Source organism: Cellulomonas wangleii (assembly GCF_018388445.1).
Classification (GTDB): domain Bacteria; phylum Actinomycetota; class Actinomycetes; order Actinomycetales; family Cellulomonadaceae; genus Cellulomonas; species Cellulomonas wangleii.
The window spans coordinates 2,615,916-2,632,918 of the sequence record NZ_CP074405.1; the positions used below are offsets into that span (position 1 = coordinate 2,615,916).

Below are 17,003 nucleotides of genomic sequence, written 5' to 3' on the forward strand. Positions count from 1 at the left end.
GTCGCCCCGCACAGGCGCTCGGCCCCCGGAGTATCCAGAGCGGAGGGTCCCGGGCCGGAGGATCCCGGTCCGGGGCAGCACCTGCGCCGGCGCCGCGCCCGTCTCAGGCGGTCGGGCCCGTGGCGCGTCCGGCCGCAGCGCCGCGCAGCCGCTCGCCCTTGGCGTCGGCCTGAGCGCGCAGGCCGTCCTGGAACGCCAGCATCGCCTCCCGCAGGCGCACCGCCTCGGGGCCGTCACCGGAGGCGAGGACCCGGACCGCGAGCAGGCCCGCGTTGCGTGCCCCGCCCACCGAGACCGTCGCGACCGGTACGCCCGCGGGCATCTGCACGATGGAGAGCAGCGAGTCTATGCCGTCGAGGTGGGCCAGCGGCACCGGCACGCCGATGACGGGCAGGGGCGTCACGGCGGCGAGCATGCCCGGCAGGTGCGCCGCACCGCCGGCGCCGGCGACCAGGACGCGCAGGCCGCGAGCCGCGGCCTCGCGGCCGTAGGCGACCATCTTGTCCGGCTGCCGGTGCGCCGACACGACGTCGACCTCGAACGGCACGCCGAACTCGGCCAGGGCATCGGCGGCCGCCTGCATGACCGGCCAGTCCGAGTCCGAGCCCATGACGATCCCGACGACGGGTCCCTGCGTCATGCCGTGCCTCCGCTCTCCACGGGTTCGCCGCGCAGCCGTGCCGCCGCGGCGCGGGCACGGGCACGGACGTCGGCGAGGTCGTCGCCGCTGACGTTGACGTGCCCGAGCTTGCGCCCGGGACGGACCGCCTTGCCGTACAGGTGCACCTTGGCCGCGGGGTCCGCCCGCAGCACGTCGGGCAGCGCGTCGGTGAGGTCCTCGAGCGTGCTCCCGAGCACGTTGGCCATCACCGTCCAGCGGGCGACCGGTGCGACGTCGCCCAGCGGCAGGTCGAGCACGGCACGCAGGTGCTGCTCGAACTGGCTGGTCACCGCCCCGTCGATCGTCCAGTGCCCGGAGTTGTGCGGCCGCATGGCGAGCTCGTTGACGAGCACGTCCGGCGGGCCGCCGTCCGGCGCGGGCACCTCGAACATCTCGACCGCGAGCACGCCCGTGACGTCGAGGCCCTCGGCGACGCGCCGGGCGACCTCCTCGGCGCGGGCCGCCGTCACGGGGTCGAGGTCCGGCGCCGGCGCGACCACCTCGGCGCAGACCCCGTCACGCTGCACGGACTCGACGACCGGCCACACGACCGTGCGACCGGAGGGGGTGCGGGCGACCAGCGCCGCGAGCTCGCGACGGAACGGCACGAGCTCCTCGGCGATGAGCGCCGGGCCCGTCCCCGCCGCGGCCGCGTCGGCCCACCCGACCACCTCGGCCGGGACCGGGCCGGGGCCGACCACCCGGACGCCCTTGCCGTCGTAGCCGCCGCGGGTCGTCTTCACGACCGCTCGGCCACCGTGCTCGGTGCGGAACCGCTCGAGGTCGGTGAGGTCCCCCACGGGCGCCCACCGGGGGCACGGGACACCGAGGTCGGTGAGGCGCCGGCGCATCTCGGCCTTGTCCTGCGCGTGCACCAGGGCCGCCGGGCCGGGGCGGACGGGCACCCCGCGGTCCGCGACCGCCTGCAGGACCGCCGCCGGGACGTGCTCGTGCTCGAACGTCAGGACGTCGGCGCCCTCGACGAGCGCGAGCACCGCGTCGACGTCCGCCGCCGCCCCGACGGGCGCGTCCGCGACGGCCTGGGCCGCCGAGCCGTCCACGGCCTCGGCGAGGACGCGCAGGTGGAGGCCGAGGGCCACGGCGGGCGCCGCCATCATGCGGGCGAGCTGGCCGCCACCGACGACGGCCACGGTGGGGGGTGTCACGGGCACGGAGCCTAGCCGCTGCGTCCAGGGCCGCCCGCGGCCGTCCGGGTCACGGGACGGCGGCCTGCACCAGGCGTCCGCCACCGGTCGCGCACAGCGCACCGTCCGCCGCGGGCACGAAGCTCGCGCCGCCCGGCGCCAGCTCGAGCTCCGCGCCGGACTCGGCCCGCAGCCGCACCTGCCCCTCGAGGCACAGCAGGACCCGGGGCCCGGCGCCCGGCAGCCGGCACTCCTCGTCGTCCGGCACGTGGGTCACGGAGAGCTCGAAGTCGTCGACGGGCGCGTAGTAGACGTCGGTCGCGTCGTAGACGTGCTCCGGGGCGATCCGGATGGGCGGTGCGGCGACGCAGTCCACCGCGCGCAGCAGCTCGGGGATGTCGACATGCTTCGAGGTGAGCCCGGCCCGCAGCACGTTGTCCGAGTTCGCCATGATCTCGACGGCGACGCCCTCGAGGTAGCAGTGGACGGCGCCCGCCGGGACGAAGAGCGCCTCGCCGGGCCGCAGCGTCACGGGGTTGAGCAGCACGGCGGTCACGGCGCCGGGGTCACCGGGGTAGGCCCGCTCCAGCCGGTCGACGGCCCCGTCGGTGCGCGGCGACGGGGAGCCGGCGACGACGCGCTCCCGCAGCTCGTCCGCGAAGGCGGTGACCTCGACGGGGGTCGGCCGGGTCGCGCCGCTCACGAGGCTGGCGAACGCGTCCTGCATCCCGGCCGTCGTGGGGGTCGCCATGATGGTCTTGTGCAGCCGCCGGGCGACCGGGTGCTCGAGGCCCCGCAGGATCTCGGCCGTGCGGCGCGGGGCGCGGAACCCGACCAGCGCCTCGAACATCGACAGGGCGTACACGAGCTCGGGCTTGTGGTTGCGGTCGCGGTACGACCGGTGCGGGTGGTCGAGCGGGACGCCGGCGGCGTCCTCGCGGGCGTACCCGTCCTCGGCGAGCTCGACGCTCGGGTGCACCTGCAGGGAGAGCGGCCGCGCGGCCGCGATGAGCTTGAGCAGGAAGGGCAGGCCGCCGCCGAAGCGGGACACGACGTCCTGGCCCAGCGTGCCCACCGGGTCGTCGGCGATCGCGTGGTGCAGGGGCGGTCCGGAGGCACCGACGAGCCGGGAGGGGGCCGAGGAGTGGGCGCCGAACCACGCCTCGGCGACGGGCGACCCGTCGACGGGCCGTCGGAGGAGTTGCGGGATGGCGGTTGCCGACCCCCAGGCGTAGCCCTGGACGGCGGGCTCGAGAACCTGCACGACTTCCCCCTCCGGACGATGTGGGGGGAAGCCTAGCGGCGGGTGTCGACGCCCGAGGTCACCACCGCCGCTCGCGCCGCACCGAGACCACCGCGCCGCGCGGCAGCACGACGTCGGGCCGCAGGGACGCCGGCACACCGGAGAGGAACAGCGCGAAGACCGCAGGTCGGCGCTGCGCGAGCTCCAGGCGGCCGCCGTCCGCGTTCGCGAGGTCGCGGGCGAGCGCGAGACCCAGCCCGGTACCGGCCCCCGAGGTGACGTCCCGCTCGAAGATGCGGGGGGCCAGGTCGTCGGGCACGCCCTCGCCCTCGTCGCCGACCTCGACGACGACCGCCCGCGACGACCCACCGGCGCGGGAGCGGACGGTCGTGGTCCCGGCGCCGTGCTTGAGCGAGTTCTCGATGAGCGTCGCCAGGACCTGCGCGAGCGCGCCGGGCGTCGCGAGCACCTGCGTGGCGGGGTCGACGTCCACGACCAGGCGGCGCCCGGCCGCCGCGAACGTCGGCGACCACTCCTCCTCCTGCTGGTGCACGACCTCGTGCAGGGAGATGGCCTCGGTCGTGCCACCCTGGGCGCGCCGCGAGCTGGCCAGCAGGTCGTCGACGACGCGCACGAGCCGCTCCACCTGCTCCAGCGAGATCCGGGCCTCCTCGCGGACCTCCGGCTCCCCCGCGGTGAGCATGATCTCCTCGAGGCGCATGGACAGCGCCGTCAGCGGGGTGCGCAGCTGGTGGGACGCGTCCGAGGCGAACTGCCGCTCCGCCGCCAGGCGACCGGCCATCCGGTCGGCGCTGCGGGCCAGCTCGGCGGCGACCAGGTCGATCTCCTCGACCCCGGACGGCTCGAGCTGCGGGCGCACCTGGCCCGACCCGAGCTGCTCGGCGGACGCCGCCAGGTACACCAGGGGGGCGGCCAGGCGGTTGGCCTGCCAGATCGCCATCGCGATGCCCGCCGCGAACGCGACGACGGCGGCGACGACCACGAGGGCGATCACCTGGGTGGACATCCAGAAGATGTCCCACCACGAGACGTACAGGAGCACGGTGGCCGCCGTGGTCGACGTGACCTGGACGGTCAGCCGACGCTGGTCGACGGTCGGCCCGGCCCGGTAGGTCTCCCCGTCGGGGGTACGCACCACGACCGTGGCGCTGAGCTCGCCGTCGCCCCCCGTGTACGGCTCGAGCATCCGGTCGGAGAGGGCGATCTGCTGGTCGACGCGGAAGTCGACGGTGCGTGCGACGGACTCGGCCCGGATCTCCAGGCCGCGCAGCTCGTTCTCGCGCACCAGCTGCGCGCCGAGGAACGCGAGCGGGAACCCGAGCAGCACGACGGCGACCGTCACGGCGGCGATCGTCGCCTGCAGGACGCGACGTCGCACGTGTCAGACCCGGTCGAGCGGACCCGCCGCCGCCTCGGAGACCACACCGGCGCCGTCCGCGGCACCGGTCTCGAAGCGGAAGCCCATCCCCCGGACGGTCGAGATGTAGCGGGGGGCGTTGGCGTCGTCGCCGAGCTTGCGGCGCAGCCACGACACGTGCATGTCGAGGGTCTTGGTGGACCCGCTCGGGTCCGAGCCCCACACCTCGCGCATGAGCGTCTCGCGCGCCACGACCGTGCCGGCGGCGGCGACGAGCACCCGCAGCAGGTCGAACTCCTTGGCGGTCAGGTGCAGCTCGCGCTCCCCCTGGAACGCACGGTGCGCCGCGACGTCGACCCGGACGTTCTGCGCGTGCAGCTCGTCCTCGTCCGCCGGGTCCCCCACGGAGCGGCGCAACAGGGCACGCACGCGGGCCAGCAGCTCGGCCAGCCGGAAGGGCTTGGTCACGTAGTCGTCGGCGCCCGCGTCGAGCCCGACCACCAGGTCGACCTCGTCCGCGCGCGCGGTGAGGACCAGGACCGGCGTCGTCAGGCCCTGGCTGCGGATCGCGCGCGCCACGTCGAGCCCGTCCATGTCCGGCAGGCCGAGGTCGAGCACCACCAGATCGGCGCTCGCCGCCCCGTCGATCGCGCCTTGACCTGTGCCTTGCACGCGCACGTCGTAACCTTCACGCCCGAGCGCCCGCGCCAAAGGCTCGGCAATCGCGGGGTCGTCCTCCGCCAGCAGCACCTGGGTCATTCCGCCATGTTAGGTCACGGACTCGTCCGGGCGCGGCAGTCCTCGGTCCCGACCCGCCGGACGGTCCCCCGATCGTGATCCGGCAGGGCGCACCGCCCACGGCGCTGGTCCCCCGGGCGGACCCCGACCCCCCGTCGGTCCGACCCGGGGTGCACGCCGACCCGGCGGCGGCGTCCTAGTCTCGGGGGATGTCGTGGTGGGACCGCCTGTGGCGCTGGGAGGACACGCACCGCCTCGGTGTCGACGTCACGATCACCGTGCTGCTCGGGCTCGCGCTGGCGCCGGCGTCGATCGCCGCCCTCGGCAGGCGGGCACCGGGCCTGGACGCGGTGTTCGTGTCCCTGTGCATCGTGGGCGTCGTCGTGCCCCTCGCGTGGCGGCGCACCCACCCGACGGCATCGGTGACGACGATCTACACGTGCGCGCTGCTGCACGTCGTGGCCGGGTTCCCCGTGCTGCCCGTGGACGCCGTCGTGCCGTTCGCGCTCTACTCCGTCGCCCTGCACGGTCCGCGCTGGGCCCACCGCACCGCCCTGGCCGGCGCCATGGCGGGCGCACTCCTCGTCGGTACCTGGCTGGCCCTGCAGTACGGCCGGCCCGCAGCAGCCCTCCTCACGGTCTTCGTCGCCAGCATCTTCCTGGTCGCGTGGGCGTTCGGCCTGGTGCGGCGTGCCCGCCGTGAGCACCTGGAGGCGCTCGTCGACCGCACCGAGCGGCTCGAGGTGGAGCGTGACCAGCAGGCGATGATCGCCACCGCCGCGGAACGCGCCCGGATCGCGCGCGAGATGCACGACATCGTCGCCCACAGCCTGTCCGTGGTCATCGCGCAGGCCGACGGCGGCCGGTACGCGGCCGCGCACGACACGGCGGCGGCCACGCGCGCCCTCGGCACGATCGCGGAGACGGGGCGTGCGGCGCTCACCGACATGCGCCGGCTGCTGGGCGTGCTGCGCGAGACCCCGGGCGCCGCACCCGGTGGCGCCGCGCCGGGCATCCTGCCCCCGGCCGACGAGCGCGACGCCCCCGCGGGCACGGCAGCCGTCGCCACGACGACGCCGCAGCCCGCGGTCGAGGACGTCGAGGCGCTCGTGGCGCAGATGCGGGCCAGCGGCATGCGGGTGTCGTTCGTCCGCCTGGGCACGCCGCGGCACCTGCCGCCCGGCGCCGGCCTGACCGTCTACCGCATCGCGCAGGAGTCGCTGACCAACGTGCTCAAGCACGCGGGCCCCGACCCCGGCGTCACCGTCATGCTGCAGTGGCACCCCGCTGCCGTCTCGCTCGAGGTCAGCGACGACGGCCGGGGCGCCGCCGCCGACGCCGACGGGCTCGGCCAGGGACTGCTGGGCATGCGGGAGCGCGCCACGATGTTCGGCGGCACCGTCACGGCCGGGCCACGGCCCGGGGGTGGCTACCGTGTGCGCGCCACGCTGCCGACGCCGGGGGCGCGCGACGCCGCCGACGGGTCGGACGCCGCCCCCGCCGCGCACACCACGACCCCGCCTCGTCGCACCACCCAAGACCCAGCCGGAGGAACCACCCCGTGACCACGACAACGCCCGACGCCGGCGCACCCGTGCGCGTCGCCCTCGTCGACGACCAGCAGCTGGTGCGGGCCGGTTTCCGCATGGTCATCGACTCGCAGCCCGACCTCGAGGTCGTGCTCGAGGCCGGCGACGGTGCGCAGGCCGTGCGGGCGCTGGACCCGCAGTCACGCACCGCGACCGGCCCGGTCGACGTCGTCCTCATGGACGTGCGCATGCCCACGATGGACGGGCTCGAGGCCACCGAGCGCATCGTGTCGCGCGCGACGGCGGACGCGCCCGCACCCCGGGTCATCGTGCTGACGACGTTCGACCTCGACGAGTACGTGCTGGCCGCGATCCGTGCGGGGGCCAGCGGCTTCCTGCTGAAGGACGCCCCGCCCGAGGAGATGCTGGCCGCGATCCGCACCGTGCACCAGGGCGACGCCGTGATCGCGCCGTCCAGCACCCGGCGCCTGCTCGAGCACCTGGTGACAGCCCTGCCCGGTGACGCACCCGCCGCCACGGAGGACCCCGCGCACCGCGCGGTCGCCCAGCTCACCGACCGCGAGCGCGAGGTGCTCGTCCTCATGGCCCGCGGCCGGTCCAACACCGAGATCGGGCAGGACCTGTTCGTCGCCGAGGCGACGGTGAAGACGCACGTGGGCCGGATCCTGGCCAAGCTCGGGGCGCGCGACCGCGTGCAGGCCGTCGTGGTGGCGTACGAGGCCGGTCTGGTCCGTCCGGGCTCCTGAGGGCCGAGCGGCCGGGCGCCGCCCGTCGCCCGGCCGGATGACGAGTCGCCGGGCTGCTGCGGCCACGGGATGACGTCGGCGTCGGCCGGACCCGCCCACGGCGGGACGCGGTGGCACCGTGCGCGCGGCGAGGCTGGTGCCACACCGCGAGACAGGAGCACCACCGTGCACACCACAGCCCCCCGCCCCGACCCGTCGGCGGCGGGCGCCGCCACCCCGGCGTCGCGCGCCCGCACGCTGACGAAGGTCTACGGGACGGGACCCGCCGCGGTCCGCGCGCTCGACGGCGTCGACGTCGACTTCGCGACGGGCGCGTTCACGGCCATCATGGGGCCGTCCGGGTCCGGCAAGTCCACCCTCATGCACCTGCTCGCCGGGCTCGACGACGCGACGTCGGGCACCGTGCACCTGGGCGACACCGAGATCACCTCGCTCGACGACGACGCGCTGACCCGGCTGCGCCGCGACCGCGTGGGATTCGTCTTCCAGTCGTTCAACCTGCTGCCGATGCTCACGGCGGACCAGAACATCGTGCTGCCGCTGGACCTGGCCGGTCGCACGCCCGACGCCGCGTGGTTCGACACGCTCGTCGACACGCTCGGCCTGCGACCGCGCCTGACGCACCGCCCGAGCGAGCTGTCCGGCGGCCAGCAGCAGCGCGTCGCGATCGCCCGCGCACTGATCGCGCAGCCGGAGGTCGTCTTCGCCGACGAGCCCACCGGCAACCTCGACTCGCGCTCGGGGGCCGAGGTGCTCAGCTTCCTGCGTCGCTCGGTGCGTGAGCTGGGCCGCACGATCATCATGGTCACGCACGACCCGACGGCCGCTGCGTACGCGGACCGCGTGGTGCTCCTCGCGGACGGCCGGATCGCCGGCGACATCGCCGACCCGACGCCGGAGTCGGTGCTCGCCGGGCTCGAGGGCCTGCGGGTCCTGGAGTCGCCCGCCGGCACGCCGACCGGCGCGACGCCGGTCGTCCGCCTGCCGACGGGTGGGCTGCGCTGATGCTGCGACTCACCCTCGCGCAGATGCGCAGCAACATGGGCCGGCTGGTCGCGGCCGGCATCGCCGTCCTGCTCGGGTCGGCGTTCGTCACCGCGGCCCTCACGGCCGGCGACGTGATCACCCGCGGCGCGTACGACGCCGCCACGGCGACGTACGGCACGGCCGACCTCATCGTCGACCGGACCGACGAGCCGCCGTTGTCCGAGGTGCTGGACCGGGTGCGCAGCACGCCCGGCGTGGCGGCCGCGGACCCCGCGCTCCTCGGCTGGGCGGACCTCCGCAGCGGCCGGCGCAGCGTGTCGCAGACCGTCATCCCCGTGCCCTCGGTGCCCGAGCTCGGCTCGCTCCAGGTCGCGAGCGGCCGTGCGCCGGTGACCGCCACCGAGATCGCGCTGCCCACCTCGACCGCCGAGCGGCTCGGGGTCGGGGTCGGCGACACCGTCGTGTCGACGTGGCGGGAGGCGGCTGCGGAGGACTCGCCGGCGTCGGCCGGCGTGGACGTGGACGACGCGGCCGGCGTGCTGGACGAGGAGCAGGTCGAGCGCACCGCGGACGTGCGCGTGGTCGGCCTCGTCGAGGACCCGCGCGGGGCATGGTCCCGGTACGGCGGTGCGGCGCTCGCGACGACCGACGCCGTCGTCACGTGGAGCGGGTTCAGGGACATCGACGCCATGCACGGCGCCGAGGTGCTGGTCCTCGCCGACCACGACGTCGCCACGGTGCAGGCCGCCCTGGTAGGTGCGGTGCCGGAGGCCGGCGTCGCGACCCGCGACGAGGCGGCGGTGAGGACCGTCGAGAACCTCGGCGGGGGTGACGTCATCGCGATGGTCGCGCTCGGGTTCGCCGCCGTGGCGCTCCTCGTGGCCGCCCTGGTCATCTCGAACACGTTCCAGGTCGTCGTCGCGCAGCGGACCCGCATGCTCGCCCTGCTGCGCTGCGTCGGCGCCCGCCGCGGCCAGCTGCGCGCCGCGGTCCTGCTGGAGGCGGGCATCCTGGGCCTGGTCTCCGGGACCGCGGGCGTCCTCACCGGCCTCGCCCTCTCGCAGGGCTCGCTGGTGGTGCTGTCGCGCGTCCAGGGCGACGTGCCGCTGCCGGCGCAGGTGCAGCCGAGCCTCGGCAGCACGCTGGTCCCGGTGCTCGTCGCCGTGGCGGTGACCGTCGGCGCGGCGCTCGTGCCCGCCCGGGCCGCGACACGGGTGTCACCCGTGGCGGCGCTGCGTCCCGCGGACGCCCCGACCGTGCGCGCGCGTCCCGGCAGGGTGCGGCTCGTCGTCTCCGCGCTCCTGGTGCTCGCCGGCAGCGGCGCCCTCGTCGGCGGCGTCGTGATGGGACGCGCAGGTGTCGGCCTCGACGCGATGCTGCCGCTGGCCCTGGGGGTGCTCGGGGGTGCGACGTCGTTCGTGGGTCTGCTCGTCGGCGCCCCGCTGTGGATCCCCCCGATCGTCTCGGCGGTCGGCCGGCCGGTGTCGGCGATCAGCGCGAGCGCGCGGCTCGCCGCCGCCAACACCGTGCGCAACCCCCGGCGCACCGCGGCGACCAGCACCGCGCTGGTGATCGGCGTGACGCTCGTCGTGATGATGAGCACCGGTGCCGTGTCGGCCCAGGCCGCGCTCGCGCAGGAGATGGACGAGCGCAGCCCGGTGGACCTGATGGTCCTGGGCGAGGAGCAGCTGGACGCGGACGTCGTGTCCGACGTGGCGGGGCTCGACGCGGTCGCGACAGCCGTTCCGGCGCGTCGCGGCGGGCTCGAGTCGCCCGACGGCCTGAGCCAGGAGGCGGTGGTCGTCGACCCCGCGAGCGCGGACCTGCTGCTGCGCGACCCCGCCGCCGCCGCCGCGATCGCGGGCGGACGCAGCGTCGCGCCGCACGGCTGGTCGGGCGACGAGCCCCGGCTGACGGTCCGGGCCCCGGCCACCGGCGGGCCCACCACGCAGATCGACGTCGTGCGCCGGGACGGGAAGATGATCCTGCTGACCGCCGACGCGGCCGATGCGCTGCAGCTGCCCGACGCCACGTCGGCACTGCTGGTGCGCCTGGCCGACGGCGCCGACGCGACGACCGCCCTGCAGGACGTGCAGGACGTGATGGCGAACGACGCCGTCGTGGTGATCAGCGACGCAGCGGACCGGCAGGGCATCGAGCAGGTGATCGACGTGATGCTCGCCATCGTCATCGGCCTGCTCGGCGTGGCCGTCGTCATCGCGCTGATCGGCGTGACCAACACGCTCTCGCTGTCCGTGATCGAACGACGTCGCGAGTCCGCGACGCTGCGCGCGGTGGGGCTCTCGCGCCGAGGGCTGCGCGCGATGCTCGCCACCGAGGGCATGTTGATCGCGGGCGTGGGGGCGCTCATCGGCAGCGTCCTGGGCCTGCTCTACGGCTGGGCGGGTGCGGCCACGGTGTTCGGCCCCTTCGGGGACGTGCGGCTGGCGGTGCCCTGGGCGCACCTCGCGGCGGTGCTCGCCGTCGCGGTCGTCGCCGGCCTGGCCGCGTCGGCGCTGCCCGCCCGGGCGGCGGCGCGCACACCGCCCGTCGCCGCGCTCGGCGTGGACTGAGCACCGAGGACGTCCGCGCCACCCGGAGGGGGCGGCGCGGCGGGTGGGACCGGCGGGGGCGGAGGGCCCGGCGCCGGCGGAGGGCACGGCGCGGGGGCGCCGTGCCCTCCGGCACGTGCACCGCCGCCTCCCCCGGCGCCCCGCCGGGACCGGCGCTAGCGTGGGCCGCGTGACGACCCCGGAGGAACCGCCGAAGCGCACGTGGTGGATCGTGCGCCTCCTGGACGAGGCGATCCTCGACAACCCCGAGCTCCGCAAGGGCCACCGGCTCCGGTCCGTCGTGATCCTGGCGCTGGTCCTGCTGTTCCTCATGATCGCCGTGCCGGTCCTGCTGACGTTCCTGCGCGAGCACGACTCGCGGGTCGCCACCAGCGTGGTCTTCGTCGTGGTGCTGGGGGCGGGCGGGCTGGTGTGCCGCGGGATCGGCGAGCACCGCACCAGCTCGGCCTGGAAGGCGACCGGGTACTTCCTCGGTGCGGCCGCGTACGGTGCGACGGCGACGGTGGCGCTGGTCAACGGGCTGCACACGCTGCTGCGCGGGTCGTAGGCGCGCGGTCGCGGCGTGGCGGGCGGCCGGGCGGACGGGCGCTGCGACCCCCGCCACCCGACCCCAGCCCGGGCCGCGGGCACCGCACGCACGTGCGCGCCACCCGGACCAGGGCTCCACGCACCGGCGGCCGCAGGCTCACCGGATGCGCTTCTCGGTCCCCTCCTCCGCCGGCCCGGACCGCACCCTGGACGTGGACGTGGAGCCCGGCGTCACCGCGGGCGAGGTGCGCCGACACCTGGCGCTGCTGACCGGTGACCCCTGCTGGGCGGCTCCCGGCACGCGCCTGGGTGTCGCGGGCGCGCTGCTGGACGACCACCACCCTGCCGGCGCACGGCCGCTGCTGCCGGGCGCCCACCTCACCGTCGGTCCGGGAGCGCCCGACGACGCGGCCGCGGCGGCGCGCGCCGGTGCCCACGTCGCCCTGCTCGGTGGACCTCGGACCGGACGCGTCGTGCCCCTCCCCGACGGCGCGCGGGTCGTCGTGGCACTCGACGCCGCCTCGTCCGGCGCGGCACGGGACGGCCGACCCGACCCCGGCGCCCACCTCGAGGTGCGCCGCCGTGGTGCGGCGGTGCAGGTACGGGCGCCGGGCGGACGCGGAGCGGTCACGACGGTCCCCGCCCCCGGTCGGGCGGCGACGCGCCGCGGACGCGCCCGGCGCGCACCGGGCCGTGCGGGTGCGCGTGCCCGCCCCGTCGGTCACCGGTGGCGCGCGTGGTCGCCCGCCGCCGCCCTGGGCGGACGGGAGGCGACGCTCGTCCTGCGCGGCGCCGCGGTCGAGGGGTCGGCGCGCCGACGGCGCCCCCCGGTCGTCCTGCCGGCGTGGGCGTGGACCTCGGTCGCCTCCGCGGGCGTCGCGCTGGCACTGGCGGTCGCGCTGCGCCAGCCCCTGCTGCTCCTGACCGCCGTGACCGGGCTGGCCGGGCTGGCCGGGCTGGCCGGGCCGCGCGGGGCCGACCGCCGCACGGCCCGCACCCAGCACCCCGGAGGCGGGGCGGCGCTGCCGGACGGTCGTGTCGGGACCGGGACCTGGACCGCGACCGCGACCGGGACCGCGGCACCGGAGGGTGCGACCGGCCCCGCGACGCCCGCGAGCGGCGCGCCGGGTCCCGTGCTGCCCGCTGCGACGGACGTGGCGGCGCTGCGGGTCGCGACGGCCGCGCGGCTCGCAGACCGCACCGGTCCCGTCGCGGGCGACGGGGCGCCGTGGCCCGCGGACCGCACGATCGCCCTGGTGGGTCCGCGGGGCGCCACCACCGCCGCGGCCGGCGCCCTGGTGCTGCGGACGCTCGGTGCCGGGGGTCCCGCACGCCTCGTGCTGCGCACCGCGCGCCCGGCGGACTGGCGGTGGACGCGCTGGTGGGAGCCCGGCACGGAGCTGCCCGCACCGGACGAGCACGACGTGGTGGTCGTGCTCGACGGGGACGCCACGGAGGTGGGCGGCTGGCGTGCCTCGGCGCCCGCCGCGCACCTGCTCCTGGTCCTGCCGCCCGGTGCGGCGGTGCCGGCGTGGGTGGGGAGGGTGCTGCACCCCGGACGCACGACCGCACGGCCGGTCGAGCAGGTCGCGCCGGACGTGGCCGACGCCCAGGCGCGGGCTGCTGCCGCCCTGGCCTGGGAGCTCGGGGCCGGCGCCGCGGCGGCATCGCGCACGACGCCCGTCGCGGCGTCCCTCGGCTGCCTGCCCGGGGTGCCCGCCGCCCGGGCCGACCGCGTCCTGACCGCCTGGGACCGCGCCGCGGACGCGTCCACCCTCGCCTCCCCGCTGGGCGTGGGCCCGGGAGGTCGGCCCGTCCTGCTCGACCTCGTGCGGGACGGACCGCACGCCCTCGTCGCCGGGACCACCGGGGCCGGGAAGTCCGAGCTGCTCACCACGCTGGTGCTGGGCCTGGCGCTCCGGCACCCCCCGCACCGGCTGGCCGTCCTGCTGGTCGACTTCAAGGGCGGCACGGGGCTGGGGCCGCTGGCAGGGCTGCCGCACGTCGTGGGGCACGTGCACGACCTCGACGTCGCGGCCGCGCGCCGGACCCTGGGGTGGCTCCGGGCCGAGCTGCGGCGGCGTGAGCGCCTGCTGGCGGACGCGGGCTGCACCGACCTCACCGACCTCGGCCCCACCCGGCGCGCGACTCCGGCACGCCTGCTGGTCGTGGTCGACGAGCTGCGTGCCCTGGTCGACGACCTGCCCGAAGCGGCCGGGGCGCTGGCACGCCTTGCGGCGCAGGGGCGGGCGCTCGGCATGCACCTGGTGCTGGCGACGCAGCGTCCCGCGGGTGCGGTGCCCGCGGACCTGCGCGCCAACGTCGGTCTGCGCATCGCCCTGCGGGTCGCGGGCGAGGACGACTCCCGTGACGTGATCGGCTGCGCGGACGCCGCCCACCTCGACCCCGCCGTGCCGGGCCGGGCCCTGCTGCGGGTCGCCGCGCGGCCGGTCGCCGTCCTGCAGGTGGCGTCCGCGCGGCGCCGCGCGACGGGGCCGGGCGTCCGGCTCGCGGCACCTCCGGGCCGACCCCGGACCGCCTGGCGCGTGACCCCGCCCCCGGACGACGACGTCGGCGCGTGGGTGGCGGCGTGCGACCGGGCGGCACGCGGCGGGCGCGGCACGGGGGTGCCCTGGCACCCGCCGCTGCCCGACCGGCTGCCTGCGGACGCGGTGGACGACCCCGGCCACGACATCGCCGGCCTGCTCGTGGCGGTGGCCGACGTCCCCGACGAGCAACGACGGGAGCCCGTGCGGTGGCGACCCGACCACGGACCGCTACTCGCCGTCGGCGGTCCCCGCTCGGGCCGGTCGACCGCGCTGCTCCGCGTGGGCACGGAGGGACTGCGCACGGGGATGCACGTGCACGCCGTCGGCCTGCCGGGCTGGGGCGTCGAGCGCCTGCGCGCCACCGCCGCGGGGCTCGTCGGCACCGTGGTCCCGGTCGACGACGTGCACCGGACCGTGCTGCTGCTCGAGCGGCTGACCGGTGCCGCACGGGCGGACGCACCGCCCCGGCTGCTCCTCGTCGACGGGCTGGACGCGCTGCTCGACGCGCTGGGGGCCCATGCCCGGGGGGTGGGCGCCGACCTGCTGACGGGCCTGCTGCGGCGCCCGCCGCCGGGTGTGCACGTCGCGGCCGCCGGACCGGTGGTCCCGGCCGTCACCCGCCTGACCGGCGCGTTCGGGCTGCGCCTGGTCCTGCCGGTGCCCGACGCGACGCTCGACGCCCTGGCCGGCGTACCCGGACCGCCGGCCGGTCCCCGGACGGAGCCGGGCCGGGCCGTCGCGTGCACGGCCGACCTGACGCGCCTCTGCCAGGTCGTGCTGCCCGGAGGGCCGGCCGCCGGACCCGCGCCGGGCGGCCGCGGCCCCGTGCGGATCGGGGCACTGCCCTCGCGGTCACCTGTGCCCGTCGTCGGCGGCTCCGCGGGGATCCCGCTCGGCATCGGCGGCGACGGACCCGACCCGGTCGACGTGGACCCCGCTCGGACGCTCGTCGTCACGGGCCCGCCCGGCTCCGGGCGCACCTCGACGCTGCGTACCCTCGCGCGGGCCTGGGAAGCCGCCGGTCGGGTCGTGGTCCTCGTGGGCGGCGCCGACGACGCGACCCACGCCCGGTCCACCGGCAGTGGCGTCCTGGCCCCCGGCACGACGGCTGTCACCGAGCTCCTGGAGACCCCGCGGCCGCCCGTCGCGCCGGCGGGCGGGGCGTCCGACGAGGTGCGCGCCGCGACACCGGCCACCGTGCTGCTCGTCGACGACCTCGACGTGCTCGAGCGGACGGCGCCACGGCTCGTCGACCTGCTCGAGCGCGTCCAGCTGGACCCCCGGCACCCCGTGCGCGTGGTCGCGCTGGCCACCACGACCGACCACGCCGCCACGGCGTACCGCGGTCCGGTCGCCACCGCGCTGCGCGCCCGGCAGGTGCTCGTGCTCGACGCGCACGGGCCGGCCGCGCTGGACCTGCTCGGGCCGGGTGCCGCGGTGCAGACGGACCCGTGGCGACGCCCGCCGGGCCGCGGGGTGCTGCGGCTGGACCGGACCCTGCTGCGCGTCCAGGTGCACGAACCGCCCGTACACGAACCGTCCGCGCACGAACCGCCCGCGGTGCCGCCGGGGCCCGGTGCACCGTGACGGGCGGCGTGCCCGGCGCAGGTGCCGCACGGCGGGCGTCCCGGCGGGTCGTCAGCCCGTCCGCCGACCGGCAGGTCAGCCCGTCGGGCGGCGCCCGGAGGTCACGGCGACGACGCGCGGCGCGAGCACGCCGGCGACGACCACCAGGGCCACGACGAGCGGTACCAGCGCCCGCGCCCCGCCGCCGGCTCCCCACCACGTCGCCGCGGTGATGACGACCATGATCTGGGCGGTGAGGACCGGCCCGCGCCCCCACCGCAGGCCCGACCACAGCCCGCGCGCGGCGGCCGCCAGCAGGGCCGCCGCGCCGAGCGCCAGGGCGACGAGGAAGAGGACCGGACCGGGGTCGTCCCCGCGGGTCAGTGCGAGGACACCCGCACCGGCTGCCACGAGGAGCGCCAGCACCTCCCCGAGGACGAGCACGCACGCCACCGCGAGCAGCGGGGGGCGCACTCCCGCGTCCTGGCGGGGTGCGTGCGGCGGGGCCGCTGCGTCGTCCGGCGAACGGTCGGGAGGTCTGCGGGACATGCCACGACCCTAGGCCGCCCCGGGCAGGGCGTCGGCCGCCCGGCGTCCCGCTGGGCCCGGCGCCCATACCAGACCGACGACGCTGCCCTGACCACGCCGTGACCTCGCGGGTGCAAGCCGACGCTCCCGGCGCCGGGCGTGAGCATGGTCACGCCGGGCGTGATCGGCCTGCACACCGCGACCCCGAGATGCCGCCGACATGGGGACGTCACAGCAACCTCCCAGGTCAGAGGCGTGAAAGGCGCGACGCGCGCCTGACCTGGACCTTTGTTCAGGCGTCGACGGGGCACCGACGGTCGAGGAGGCCGCGGCGCCCGCGCGCAGCATGCGCCGTGTGATCAACGCCTCATCCGTGACCGACATGAAACGTTGCCGTAACCCTTGTGCGGCGGCGGATGGGGTGTGACGCTGGATCCAGCACGTTCCCCCACCCACTGACTCCATGCCTGGACGCACGCGCTCCCGTGAGCGCGTGAACCGGCGTGTGCCAAGGAGACACCCATGGATTGGCGCCACCGCGCAGCCTGCCTCGACGAGGACCCCGAGCTCTTCTTCCCCATCGGCAACACGGGGCCGGCGCTGCAGCAGATCGAGGAGGCGAAGGCCGTCTGCCGTCGCTGCGACGTCGTGGACACCTGCCTCAAGTGGGCCATCGAGACCGGTCAGGACGCGGGCGTGTGGGGTGGCCTGTCCGAGGACGAGCGTCGCGCCCTCAAGCGCCGCACCGCGCGCCAGCGCCGCGCCGGCTGACCTGCCGCAGCACCGCACCGCCGCCGCCGAGCGCGGACCG

13 protein-coding genes are annotated in these 17,003 nt (G+C 77.1%); 7 read left to right on the top strand and 6 right to left on the bottom strand.

Annotated elements, in window-relative coordinates; all coding sequences use genetic code 11:
* Positions 1–103: 103 nt before the first annotated feature.
* From purE to KG103_RS12035, 5 genes are read right to left on the bottom strand one after another with little or no spacing between them, the layout of a single operon-like run.
* A complete protein-coding gene (gene purE, locus KG103_RS12015; RefSeq protein WP_207340932.1) occupies positions 104–640 on the bottom strand; it encodes a 5-(carboxyamino)imidazole ribonucleotide mutase in 537 nt (178 codons plus the stop codon).
* On the bottom strand, positions 637–1,827 hold the full coding sequence (locus KG103_RS12020) for a 5-(carboxyamino)imidazole ribonucleotide synthase (protein ID WP_207340931.1): 1,191 nt from the start codon (positions 1,825–1,827) through the stop codon (positions 637–639). The genes purE and KG103_RS12020 overlap by 4 nt, the downstream gene beginning before the upstream one ends.
* 49 nt (positions 1,828–1,876) lie before the next feature.
* Positions 1,877–3,070, bottom strand: a complete 1,194-nt coding sequence (gene manA / locus KG103_RS12025) for a mannose-6-phosphate isomerase, class I (protein WP_207340930.1) — start codon at positions 3,068–3,070, stop codon at positions 1,877–1,879.
* A gap of 58 nt (positions 3,071–3,128) precedes the next feature.
* A complete protein-coding gene (locus tag KG103_RS12030; RefSeq protein WP_207340929.1) occupies positions 3,129–4,448 on the bottom strand; it encodes a sensor histidine kinase in 1,320 nt (439 codons plus the stop codon).
* Between the two features lie 3 nt (positions 4,449–4,451).
* Positions 4,452–5,186, bottom strand: coding sequence for a response regulator transcription factor (locus tag KG103_RS12035; RefSeq protein ID WP_207340928.1), 735 nt, complete (start codon positions 5,184–5,186; stop codon positions 4,452–4,454).
* 188 nt (positions 5,187–5,374) lie between these two features.
* Here KG103_RS12035 and KG103_RS12040 point away from each other — a divergent pair, with 188 nt between their 5' ends.
* The 6 genes from KG103_RS12040 to KG103_RS12065 all read left to right on the top strand — a co-directional run bounded on the left by KG103_RS12040 (position 5,375) and on the right by KG103_RS12065 (position 15,685).
* Complete coding sequence (locus KG103_RS12040) at positions 5,375–6,730, top strand: sensor histidine kinase (RefSeq protein ID WP_207340927.1); 1,356 nt, start codon at positions 5,375–5,377, stop codon at positions 6,728–6,730.
* On the top strand, positions 6,727–7,461 hold the full coding sequence (locus KG103_RS12045) for a response regulator (RefSeq protein WP_207340926.1): 735 nt from the start codon (positions 6,727–6,729) through the stop codon (positions 7,459–7,461). Before KG103_RS12040 ends, KG103_RS12045 begins: the two co-directional genes overlap by 4 nt.
* Before the next feature lie 165 nt (positions 7,462–7,626).
* The gene (locus tag KG103_RS12050) at positions 7,627–8,466 is read left to right on the top strand and encodes an ABC transporter ATP-binding protein (protein WP_249670573.1); all 840 of its coding nucleotides are present in this window, start codon (positions 7,627–7,629) and stop codon (positions 8,464–8,466) included.
* On the top strand, positions 8,466–11,021 hold the full coding sequence (locus KG103_RS12055; RefSeq protein WP_207340924.1) for an FtsX-like permease family protein: 2,556 nt from the start codon (positions 8,466–8,468) through the stop codon (positions 11,019–11,021). Before KG103_RS12050 ends, KG103_RS12055 begins: the two co-directional genes overlap by 1 nt.
* A gap of 169 nt (positions 11,022–11,190) precedes the next feature.
* The gene (locus KG103_RS12060; protein ID WP_207340923.1) at positions 11,191–11,568 is read left to right on the top strand and encodes a hypothetical protein; all 378 of its coding nucleotides are present in this window, start codon (positions 11,191–11,193) and stop codon (positions 11,566–11,568) included.
* Between the two features lie 145 nt (positions 11,569–11,713).
* Positions 11,714–15,685 (top strand): FtsK/SpoIIIE domain-containing protein, encoded by a 3,972-nt coding sequence (locus KG103_RS12065; RefSeq protein ID WP_207340922.1) that lies wholly within the window; start codon positions 11,714–11,716, stop codon positions 15,683–15,685.
* 75 nt (positions 15,686–15,760) lie between these two features.
* Here KG103_RS12065 and KG103_RS12070 read toward each other — a convergent pair whose 3' ends face one another.
* On the bottom strand, positions 15,761–16,213 hold the full coding sequence (locus KG103_RS12070) for a hypothetical protein (protein ID WP_207340921.1): 453 nt from the start codon (positions 16,211–16,213) through the stop codon (positions 15,761–15,763).
* Positions 16,214–16,714: 501 nt separating this feature from the next.
* Between KG103_RS12070 and KG103_RS12075 the strand changes: the two genes are divergently transcribed.
* Positions 16,715–16,963, top strand: coding sequence for a WhiB family transcriptional regulator (locus tag KG103_RS12075; protein ID WP_013117620.1), 249 nt, complete (start codon positions 16,715–16,717; stop codon positions 16,961–16,963).
* Positions 16,964–17,003 lie beyond the last annotated feature (40 nt).

Bases quoted from the DNA above. Each gene is read 5' to 3' on its own strand.
- purE (WP_207340932.1), bottom strand. From the start codon at position 640: ATGACGCAGGGACCCGTCGTCGGGATCGTCATGGGCTCGGACTCGGAC.
- KG103_RS12035 (WP_207340928.1), bottom strand. From the start codon at position 5,186: ATGACCCAGGTGCTGCTGGCGGAGGACGACCCCGCGATTGCCGAGCCT.
- KG103_RS12040 (WP_207340927.1), top strand. From the start codon at position 5,375: ATGTCGTGGTGGGACCGCCTGTGGCGCTGGGAGGACACGCACCGCCTC.
- KG103_RS12055 (WP_207340924.1), top strand. From the start codon at position 8,466: ATGCTGCGACTCACCCTCGCGCAGATGCGCAGCAACATGGGCCGGCTG.
- KG103_RS12065 (WP_207340922.1), top strand. From the start codon at position 11,714: ATGCGCTTCTCGGTCCCCTCCTCCGCCGGCCCGGACCGCACCCTGGAC.
- KG103_RS12070 (WP_207340921.1), bottom strand. From the start codon at position 16,213: ATGTCCCGCAGACCTCCCGACCGTTCGCCGGACGACGCAGCGGCCCCG.
- KG103_RS12075 (WP_013117620.1), top strand. From the start codon at position 16,715: ATGGATTGGCGCCACCGCGCAGCCTGCCTCGACGAGGACCCCGAGCTC.